Here is a 9,557-nt window from a genome sequence, read left to right on the forward strand (position 1 = left end):
GATGGCGGCGGATGGTTCCCGTCGAGCTGCAGGGCGCGTCGACCAGGATACCGTCGAAGCTTGCGGCCTCGGCGGGCCATTCGGCGGCGTCGGCAACGACGGTCTCGGCCTGCAAGGCCAGACGCGTGAGATTGTCGCGCAGCCGCGCCACGCGCGCCGGCGAGCGATCGACCGCGGTGACGTGCGCGCCGGCCAGCGCGAGCTGGGCGGTCTTGCCGCCAGGCGCGGCGCAGAGATCCGCGACCGCCTTGTCCTTGATGTCGCCGAACAGCCGCACCGGCAGCGCGGCGGCGGCGTCCTGCACCCACCACTGGCCTTCGGCAAAGCCGGGCAGCATCGTGACGGAACCCTGCAGCAGCGTGCGCACGGTTCCCGTCGGCAGCGTCTCGCCGTGCAGGCGGGTCGCCCATTGCGCCGCGTCCGACTTCACCGTGAGATCGAGCGACGGCTCGTGGCCGAGCGCAAGCGCCATGTCGCGCGCGGTGGCTTCGCCGTAATGCGCGTTCCAGCGCGCCAGCATCCATGGCGGCAGGTCCAGCGTCTGCATGCTGATCTCGTCGATCAGGCCCTGGCCTTCGCGTGCACAGCGGCGCAGCACGGCGTTGACGAGCCCGGCATATTTCGCGGCGCGCCGGTCGGACTGCACCAGCCGCACCGAGAGATCGACCGCGGCATGGTCTGGCACGTCCATCCAGAGAATCTGTGCCGCGCCGATCAGGAGCGCGCTCTGCGCGCGCGGCGCATCGGTCGGGATGCCGCGATCGAGCAGGCGCGACAGCAGATGGCCGAGCGTGCCGAGCTTGCGCAAGATGGTCGACACCAGCCGGCGCATCAGCGCGCGGTCGCGATCGGCGAGCGATTTCAGGCCGGGATGCGCGCCGGCGCCGTCGAGCTGGTCGTCGAGCGTGCGGTGCTTGTGCAGCACGCCATCGAGGATGTCGGCCGCGATGCGGCGTGCCGCGAGACCGGGGACTTCGGCAGGTACTGCAAATCTTGAAGGAGGCATGAAGCGGAGATATCTCGAAGGTGCTGAGTTACATTCGGCTCATGCCCATCAACTCCATACCACCTCTGGCATGCGAATATGCCAAATGTAAGAATCGCCTTGCGGGATTTCGTGATCGTGATGTCGTCACTGAGCCAGCACAGAGATACGGAATCCGCAGGCAGAAAGTTTTGTCATGTCTGATAAATCGCCATTGTCATCGCCGCCGGAGGCGGCGCCGCGCAAGCCGCTGACGCCGGCCGCGCAACGCGCGCTCGCCGAGGCCGCGGCGCGGCGCAAGGCTGCCGAGGAGGCGGCCGCGCAGAACGTGGCGGCGCGGCCGAAGGAGTTCCAGGGTCCGAAGGGGCCGGAACCGACGCGTTACGGCGATTGGGAGACCAAGGGCATCGCCTCGGACTTCTGAGAGTCTCTTGGAGCGCCTTGCTTGACGGCCCGACTAGGCCGATCTGGGAATATGTCCCTACTTATAGAGATGACGCACCAAAACCAGCACATTAATTCCTATTCTGGTGTTACCTTGATGGTCATTGCGAGATTCGTTGCGATGGTCGTGGTGGGAAATTCCAAATTATTTGGATCAAGTCCCTTGCGGCGCAGTTGCGCAAGATGCAACAAATTCCGATGCGAATAGGATTTGTCCTATTCAAAGACAAACGGCCCGCAGGGTTTGCCGAAGTCTTAGATTTCATCCCAGCACCTCGGCAGGCAAACTTCCCTTTCATTTCTGACGACGACGCCAACGAAGAAATTTGAGCGCCATCTGCTTAAGTATATAATTGGGAATATGTCCCCTCACGAGAGAATAAATCCTTATCGTGGGACGGGGCGTCCGCCCTTCCGCCGGACCCCTTGGGGCCGGCGCGTCTCGGCGGCGCTGCCATGGGTGTTCGTTCTCGGCATCGCCGTGGGCAGCACATTGCCGATCCGCCAATGGGTGCATTTGCCGCCGACCTGGTCGCTCGGCAGGTCTCGCGACACCGATATCATCTGGCAGCGGACCGGCGCGCCCGACATCAGGCACAACGTTGATGTGATCAGGACGATCGACGGCGACACGTTCGAGGCGCGGGTGCATTTCCCGCCGGGCCCGGATCTGTACACGCGAGTCCGGCTGCGCGGCATCGATGCGCCGGAGTTGAAGGCGTCGTGTGCGCGCGAACTGCAAATGGCGCAAGCAGCGACGGTGGCGCTGCGCGACCTGCTGGGCCAGGGCGATGTCGCGATCTACAATGTCGGTCCCGACAAATACCAGGGACGTGTCGTCGCCGACGTCGCGACCAGGAAGACCGACAATGTTTCGGCCGCTCTGCTCGCCGCCGGCCATGCCCGCGCCTACAATGGCGGACACCGGTTCGGTTGGTGCGGATATTTTGCGCGCTAGAGCCTGATGAGGTTAGGTTGAGCTGGAACGGCATCGAAAGTTCACCTCTCCCTTGGGAGAGGTCGATTTGCGCAGCAAATCGGGTGAGGGGCACGGTCTATCGAGAGAGCAAGAGCCCTCATCCGAATTGCGCTGGACGATGCTTCGCATCGCCAGGCGCAATCCGACCTCTGCCCAACGGGGAGAGGTGAACCGAGACCGCGCCAAGCCGATTCCACCAAAACTCATCGCGCGCTAGGCGACAGCGTCAAACCGGGTCGGGCAAACAAAAAGCCGCGCATCCGCGCGGCTTCTCCTTGGACGAGACGCTGTGCCTGATCAGCGGGTGACGACAACGGTCGTGCCGACCTCGACGCGCGAATAGAGATCGGTGATGTCGGTATTGAGCATGCGGATGCAGCCATAGGAGACGAAGCCGCCGACCGAGCCCGGCACGTTGGTGCCGTGGATCGCGTATTCGCCGCCGGCCAGCGTCATCGCAGCGACGCCCATCGGGTTATGCGGCGAGCCGCCGGCGATCACGTTCGGGATGCTCGGCCTGTCGCGCTTCACCTCGGCGGGTGGCGACCAGGCCGGGTAGCGATACTTGCCGTCGATCTTTGTGGTGCCGGCCCATTGCTTGCCGGATTTGCCGACGCCGACCGGGTAACGCATCGCATGGCCGGAATCGAGAATGAGGTAGAGCCGCCGTTCGTTGGTCTTCACTACGATGGTGCCCGGCGAATAAGTGTCCCCGTGCATTCCCACCATTTCCGGCCGGGCTTCGGCCGCCTGCGACGTCAAAACAACCGCGCCAAGGGTAACAGCAGCCGTGGCAGCCAGCGCCACCGCAAACTTCATCGACATCAACCTCTCCACTTCCCAACAGCTCCCGCGAGGAAGCCAAAAACGAAGATGCAGAGCCCTTGAAAAACCGGGCCTGCCGGTCTCACGCACGCAACATTAACCGCGTGTGTTAACCGGGTGGTTTCACACCGGCCGCGAGACACGTCCTGATGGCGGGAGAGAATGAAAAGTTCGGATTAAAGTAAATGACCTGGAAACAACACTTGGCCACAAACGCGCCTCAATCGCGCCTTGCCTCTGACAATCCCGTGAAGCGCCCGTTGCAGGAAACGGGAAGGGCCGCGGCGGTGATCGCGCGCGGCCCTTCTTTGGTCTTCTGATCCTTGCTGCTGCTGGCCTTACGCCGGCGCGCCCTTCTTGTTCTGACGGTTCTGCACGAGGTCGTCGACCACGGCCGGATCGGCAAGGGTCGAGGTGTCGCCGAGGCTCGACGACTCGTCCTCGGCGATCTTGCGCAGGATGCGGCGCATGATCTTGCCGGAGCGGGTCTTGGGCAGGCCGGGCGCGAACTGGATCAGGTCCGGCGAGGCGATCGGCCCGATGTCCTTGCGGACCCAGGCGACCAGCTCCTTGCGCAGCGCTTCCGTCGGCTCGGTGCCCTTCATCAGTGTGACATAGGCGTAGATGCCCTGGCCCTTGATGTCGTGCGGGTAGCCGACGACGGCGGCTTCCGACACCGCCTCATGCGCGACCAGCGAGCTCTCGACCTCGGCGGTGCCCATGCGGTGGCCGGATACGTTGATGACGTCGTCGACGCGGCCGGTGATCCAGTAATAGCCGTCGGCATCGCGACGGCAGCCGTCGCCGGTGAAATACTTGTTCTTGTAGGTCGAGAAATAGGTCTGCTCGAAGCGCGCATGGTCGCCATAAACGGTGCGCATCTGGCCTGGCCATGACCTGGTCAGGCAGAGATTGCCCGAGGTCTCGCCGTCGAGCGTCTTGCCGTCGGCATCGACGATCTCCGGCACCACGCCGAAGAACGGCCGTGTCGCCGAACCGGGCTTCAGCTTGGTCGCGCCGGGCAGCGGCGTGATCAGGATGCCGCCGGTCTCGGTCTGCCACCAGGTGTCGACGATGGGGCAGCGGTCGTCGCCGACCACGCGGTAGTACCACTCCCAGGCTTCCGGATTGATCGGCTCGCCGACCGATCCGAGCAGGCGCAGCGATTTGCGCGAGGTCTTCTTCACCGGCTCATCGCCGCCCTGCATCAGCGCGCGGATCGCGGTCGGTGCGGTGTAGAAGATGTTGACCTTGTGCTTGTCGACCACGTTCCAGAAGCGCGAATTGTCCGGATAGTTCGGCACGCCCTCGAACATCAGCGTGGTCGCGCCGTTACAGAGCGGCCCGTAGAGAATGTAGCTGTGGCCGGTGACCCAGCCGACGTCGGCGGTGCACCAATAGATGTCGCCGTCGTGATAATCGAACACGTATTGATGCGTCATCGACGCAAACACGAGATAGCCGGCCGAGGTGTGCAGCACGCCCTTCGGCGTTCCGGTCGAGCCCGAGGTGTAGAGGATGAACAGCGGGTCCTCGGCGTGCATATGCTCGGCCGGGCATTCCGTCGTCACCATGGCAGCGGCCTCGTGATACCAGAGGTCGCGGGTCGGGTTCATGTCGATCTTGCCGCCGGTGCGCTTCACCACCACGACCCAATCGACGCCGCCGGTCTTGGCGATGGCGGCATCGACATTGGCCTTCAGCGGCACTTTCCTGCCGCCGCGCAGGCCCTCGTCGGCGGTAATCACCACCTTCGAGTCGCAGTCCTTGATGCGTTGCGCGAGGCTGTCCGGCGAGAAACCGCCGAACACCACCGAATGGATGGCGCCGATCCGCGCGCAGGCCAGCATGGCGTAGGCCGCTTCCGGAATCATCGGCAGATAGATCGTGACGCGATCGCCCTTCTTGACGTTCCGCGTGCGCAGGATGTTGGCCATCTTGCAGACTTCGTCGTGCAGCTGGCGGTACGTGATCTGCTTGGATTCGGAGGGATCGTCGCCCTCCCAGATGATCGCGGTCTGGTCGCCGCGCTTGTCGAGATGGCGGTCGATGCAGTTCCAGGCGACGTTCAGTACGCCATCCTCGAACCATTTGATCGAGATGTTGCCCGGTGCGAAGGAGACGTTCTCGACCTTGGTGAAGGGCTTGATCCAGTCGATCCGCTTGCCGTGCTCGGCCCAGAAGCCGTTCGGGTCCTTGACCGAGTGCGCGTACATCTCGCGATATTTGGCGTCATCGATATAGGCGCGCTTGGCCCAGTCGGCCGACACGTCATAGATCTTCTCGGACATCATTTTCCTCCACTCATTGCCGATCGCGAACGACGCGACGGCAAGCCGTCTTGATCATTGCCGCGATTATGCGTTGCCGCATTCCGGCCCGGCAAGGAAAAAGGACTGTCACTTTCGTCGCGTTGAAGCCGCCGGATAGTCCGCCGGCTTCCGCTTGTGATAGGACGGCTTACCGCAACGCATCGACGAGAGAAACCTATGCGCCATCGCCTGCTCGGGGTCACTGGTCTCTTGGTCGTAGTGGTGTCGTTCTCTGCGACGTTCGCCGCCACCGCAGCAGTGCCGCGTGCGATGACGATGTGCTGACGCTGAATTTGATGGACGGCTTCAGGATAATTGAACGGATTGTCGGACGCCGCCGCGATGAGCTGTGTCAACACGTTCGTGACCGCATAATCCTTGATTGCGGCTAGCGGTTGGACCGGCCCGTGGCTGCCGAACTCGAGCCGCGCCCCGGCGAGAGCGGCGTGCGAAAGGGCAAGGTCGCTGACCTGATCTGGGGATCGCGGTGGTCCGACAGCGGCGTTCAAACGCCGGTTTCCGGTACCGCGCTCGCGTCATTTTGTCCGATCCCGGGCAGCCCAAAATCAACGTTAGCGGGCGAATGGCACCCATGAAAGGTAATTCGACACCTTCAATAACTGATTCGCGACTCGCAATGTCGGCCCCGACGCCCTAAATCGCCAAACCGAGGCCAGACGGCCCACCGGAACGAAGCCCGAAGCAACGGCATTACCGGGAGAACAGCGGAACAAGGCGTCTTGCGAGAATAATGATGGATCAGCAGAATATCGCGGCTGTGCGGCCCGTTTCCGCCGATCCCGCTGTCGCCTTGGCAAAGGCACTGGGCCAGTGGCCGAAGCAGACGCCACGCGCAAAGCTGCGATCGCCATCGACGCTCAAGCTCGACGCGTCCGCTGCCATCAGAACGACGGTTGAAGAACTGGCGCGCGATCTGGGCCTGCGGCTAGGCGACCAGAACGAATTGACCATCCGCCGCATCAAGCGCGGCAAGACCTATTCATTCGTCCGCGCCAACGGCTCGCGCGTCCGCGATGCGCGCACGATCCGCCGGCTGCACGCGATGGCGGTTCCGCCGGCCTATCGCCAGGTGCGCTATTCCAGCGACCCGAGTTCGCATCTGCAGGCGGTCGGCCGCGATGCCGCGGGCCGGCTGCAATATCGTTATCACGCCGACTGGGAGAAGGTCCGCGAGCAGCGCAAGGCGCATCGCCTGGCCAAGCTGGTGGCCGCGCTGCCGAAGATCCGACGCAAGGTCTCGGCGTTCCTGTCCGGCGACGAGCCGACGCGCGAGTTCGCGCTGTCGGCGGTGATCGAGCTGATCGCGCGTACCGCGATCCGGCCCGGCAACGAATCCTATGCGCGCCTCAACGGCACCCGCGGCGCCACCACGCTCTTGAAATCCAACGTCACGCTGGAGGACGACTCCCTGGTTCTGACTTTCAAGGCCAAGGGCGGCAAGGCCGTGCGCAAGGAATGCGATGCGGCCAAGCTGGTGCGTGCGATCGGCATCCTGCGCGGCGTCCCGGGCAAGCGCATGTTTCAGTATTACGACCGCTCCGGCGTGGTGCGGGCCGCCTCGACCACGGCGGTGAACGCGTTCCTGCGCGAGATCGCCGGCATCAAGATCTCGCTGAAGGATTTCCGCACCCTGATGGCGTCGGCGGTCGTCGTGGAATCGCTGTCGCGGATCACGCCGGCCACCAGCCAGCGCGGCCGCAAGCGCCAGGTGCTGGACGCGATCCGCGCCGCCGCCGACCAGCTGTCCAACACGCCGGCGATCTGCCGCAAGAGCTATGTCCACGATACCATCGTCACCGCGTTCGAGGACGGCATCCTCGAACGCTTTGCTGCGACGATGGGAGGCTACCGCACCCAAAGCAAGCGCGAGCAATTGCTGGCGCAGGTGGTGATGGCGGCCGGGGCGTAAGGGCCGCAAATTCTATGTCGTCCCGGCCAAGCGAAGCGCGAGCCGGGACCCAAAACCACCAAAGCACGAGATCGAGTGAGCTGGGGCCCCAGCGTGCTTCAACAATGCAAGGCTGTGGTTATGGGTCCCGGCTTTCGCCGGGACGACGATAGAGTTTGCTTACAGCCCGCCCATCTTGCAGACGTACTTCCACTCCTCCGCGGTCACCGGCTGCACCGAAAGCCGCGAATATTTGACCAGCGCCATGTCGGCGAGCTTCTTGTCCGCCTTGATCGCGGCCATCGTCACCGGCGTCTTCAGCGGCTTGTCGGCCTTGATGTCGACGCAGACGAACTTGCCGGTCTTGTCGGTCGGGTCGGGATAGGCTTCCTTGATGATCTCGGCGATGCCGACGATCTCCTTGCCCTCGTTGGAATGATAGAAGAACGCCTTGTCGCCCTTCTTCATGTTGACGAGACTCTGCCGTGCCGTGAAGTTGCGCACACCGGTCCAGGCCTCGCCCTTCGCGCCCTTGGCGACCTGATGGTCCCAGGACCAGACCGACGGTTCGGATTTCACCAGCCAGTAATTCATCGCAACTCACCCCATTCGATTGCGCCGCAATCTACAGCGACGTGGATGCCCGCGACAAGCGCGGGCATCCGATCCAGAGCGTTTTCAAGCGAAGTGGGTGCCGGTTCGCGTGAAGAAAACGCATCAAATGGAGAAGCGCAGCGCGGCACCTACTGTTTCAAATATCGATCGAAGAACTTGGCGATATCGGTGAACGCCTCCTTCGTCTCGGGCGCGTCGACGTTGAACTGGTGTTGGGCGTGCGACTGACCCTCATAGACATTGAGATCGGCGATCACGCCGGCGCGGCGCAATTTGCGATGCGTGCGAACCGTGTTGCTGAGGAACAGATCGCGCGTGCCCGATGTCAGGATGGTCGGCGGAAAGCCCTTGAAGTCACCATAGATCGGCGAAATGTAGGGGTTCTTCAGGCTGGTGCCGTTTGCATAAAGCTTGGCCGCGCGGCCGAGCCAGCCGTCCCAGGTCACCAGCACATTGTCGACCCATTCATTGCTCGCGTAGCTGTCGCCGATCTTGTCGATATCGGACCATGGCGTGCCCGGTGCGATGGCTGCGGGCAGCGGCAGCTTCTCATCCTTCGCCCGCAACACCATCGCAAGCGTCATCGCCCCGCCGGTCGACGTGCCGAAGATCGCAAGCCGGCGGTGCTCGTGCGCTTTCAGAACTTCCTTCCAGACCGCCATCGCATCGTCCAACGCCGCGGGATAAGGGAAGTCCGGCGGCATCCGGTAGTCGATCGAGATGACCTTGAAGCCGCCGAAGCCGGCCATCATGATGGCTTCCGGCAGCGCGGCTTCGCCGGGGCCGAACACATAGCCGCCGCCGTGGACGTGGATCAGCAGGCGCCGCCTGTTCTCGAGCGCGATCTTGTTCGGGGTCACGATGTAGCAGTGCACGCCGGCGAGTTTGGTCTCCTCGACCTTGACGCCGAGCTTCGCCTTCAGCGCCGGAATGCCCGCGATCAGAAGCTTGGCGCGGCGATCGATCAACTCCTTCCATTGCGCCGGGGTTTTGGGATCGGCGTTGAAATGCGGCGGATAGGGCGCGCCGATCATTGCCTGCATCTCGGAAGACACGTCGGCTGTTGGATTGCCGATCGATTTGAGCGGCGCAACCCGCTTGCCGTTGTCGGCATTGGCGGCGGCCTCGCTCTTGGCAAGGTCGTCGTAGGTGGCGGCCGTTTGGGCGTGGGCTATGGCGGATGAGGCGGTGAGGGCGACGGCGAGGCTGATCGAAAGGATGGCGCGATGCGGTTGACGCATGGGTTTTCCCTTGGGATCCGCTTTTCGATTTGTTGGACCGGGATCCGACGGTTCGCCGCCACGCTAGTACGGCGCGCACGTATCGTGAAGCTCCGCCACGCGCGACCGTGACGTGCGTTACTCCGCCTTGAACGGCCGCGTCAGCAGGCCTTCGATTGCGGCGTCAACGGTCAGCCGGTCGCCCAGGATCGCGGCGACCGCGTTTGACACCGGCATGTCGACCTTCTGCGCAGCGGCGAGCTCGCAC

General features: G+C 63.5%; 8 protein-coding genes and 1 pseudogene. 3 read left to right on the plus strand and 6 right to left on the minus strand.

Annotated elements, in window-relative coordinates; translation table 11 throughout:
• The coding region (locus tag AKL29_RS06845; RefSeq protein WP_244481788.1) for an RsmB/NOP family class I SAM-dependent RNA methyltransferase at nucleotides 1-1,006 on the minus strand (1,006 nt) is incomplete at its 3' end.
• Between the two features lie 175 nt (nucleotides 1,007-1,181).
• Here AKL29_RS06845 and AKL29_RS06850 point away from each other — a divergent pair.
• Together AKL29_RS06850 and AKL29_RS06855 are read left to right on the plus strand one after the other, a co-directional pair.
• Nucleotides 1,182-1,409 (plus strand): DUF1674 domain-containing protein, encoded by a 228-nt coding sequence (locus AKL29_RS06850; protein ID WP_050383549.1) that lies wholly within the window; start codon nucleotides 1,182-1,184, stop codon nucleotides 1,407-1,409.
• A 480-nt stretch (nucleotides 1,410-1,889) separates the two neighbouring features.
• Complete coding sequence (locus AKL29_RS06855) at nucleotides 1,890-2,387, plus strand: thermonuclease family protein (RefSeq protein ID WP_050383550.1); 498 nt, start codon at nucleotides 1,890-1,892, stop codon at nucleotides 2,385-2,387.
• Nucleotides 2,388-2,705: 318 nt separating this feature from the next.
• On the opposite strand, the gene AKL29_RS06860 is transcribed toward AKL29_RS06855, so the two are convergent.
• Both AKL29_RS06860 and acs read right to left on the minus strand, forming a co-directional pair.
• Nucleotides 2,706-3,233 (minus strand): L,D-transpeptidase, encoded by a 528-nt coding sequence (locus AKL29_RS06860; RefSeq protein ID WP_050383551.1) that lies wholly within the window; start codon nucleotides 3,231-3,233, stop codon nucleotides 2,706-2,708.
• Between the two features lie 338 nt (nucleotides 3,234-3,571).
• On the minus strand, nucleotides 3,572-5,524 hold the full coding sequence (gene acs, locus AKL29_RS06865) for an acetate--CoA ligase (protein ID WP_050383621.1): 1,953 nt from the start codon (nucleotides 5,522-5,524) through the stop codon (nucleotides 3,572-3,574).
• A 772-nt stretch (nucleotides 5,525-6,296) separates the two neighbouring features.
• Here acs and AKL29_RS06870 point away from each other — a divergent pair.
• Complete coding sequence (locus tag AKL29_RS06870; protein ID WP_028337402.1) at nucleotides 6,297-7,475, plus strand: DNA topoisomerase IB; 1,179 nt, start codon at nucleotides 6,297-6,299, stop codon at nucleotides 7,473-7,475.
• A gap of 159 nt (nucleotides 7,476-7,634) precedes the next feature.
• Here AKL29_RS06870 and AKL29_RS06875 read toward each other — a convergent pair whose 3' ends face one another.
• The 3 genes and pseudogenes from AKL29_RS06875 to AKL29_RS44480 all read right to left on the minus strand — a co-directional run.
• Nucleotides 7,635-8,048 (minus strand): EVE domain-containing protein, encoded by a 414-nt coding sequence (locus AKL29_RS06875; RefSeq protein WP_050383552.1) that lies wholly within the window; start codon nucleotides 8,046-8,048, stop codon nucleotides 7,635-7,637.
• 149 nt (nucleotides 8,049-8,197) lie between these two features.
• On the minus strand, nucleotides 8,198-9,310 hold the full coding sequence (locus tag AKL29_RS06880; protein ID WP_050383553.1) for an alpha/beta hydrolase: 1,113 nt from the start codon (nucleotides 9,308-9,310) through the stop codon (nucleotides 8,198-8,200).
• Between the two features lie 117 nt (nucleotides 9,311-9,427).
• Nucleotides 9,428-9,557 (minus strand): annotated as a pseudogene (locus AKL29_RS44480) (NAD(P)H-dependent glycerol-3-phosphate dehydrogenase); the annotation flags it as partial.

The sequence above is a fragment of the Bradyrhizobium pachyrhizi genome, assembly GCF_001189245.1.
Taxonomy (GTDB): Bacteria; Pseudomonadota; Alphaproteobacteria; order Rhizobiales; family Xanthobacteraceae; genus Bradyrhizobium; species Bradyrhizobium pachyrhizi.

Coding starts and splice junctions, on each gene's coding strand:
- AKL29_RS06850 (WP_050383549.1), top strand. CDS start 1,182: ATGTCTGATAAATCGCCATTGTCATCGCCGCCGGAGGCGGCGCCGCGC.
- AKL29_RS06860 (WP_050383551.1), bottom strand. CDS start 3,233: ATGTCGATGAAGTTTGCGGTGGCGCTGGCTGCCACGGCTGCTGTTACC.
- acs (WP_050383621.1), bottom strand. CDS start 5,524: ATGTCCGAGAAGATCTATGACGTGTCGGCCGACTGGGCCAAGCGCGCC.
- AKL29_RS06870 (WP_028337402.1), top strand. CDS start 6,297: ATGATGGATCAGCAGAATATCGCGGCTGTGCGGCCCGTTTCCGCCGAT.
- AKL29_RS06875 (WP_050383552.1), bottom strand. CDS start 8,048: ATGAATTACTGGCTGGTGAAATCCGAACCGTCGGTCTGGTCCTGGGAC.
- AKL29_RS06880 (WP_050383553.1), bottom strand. CDS start 9,310: ATGCGTCAACCGCATCGCGCCATCCTTTCGATCAGCCTCGCCGTCGCC.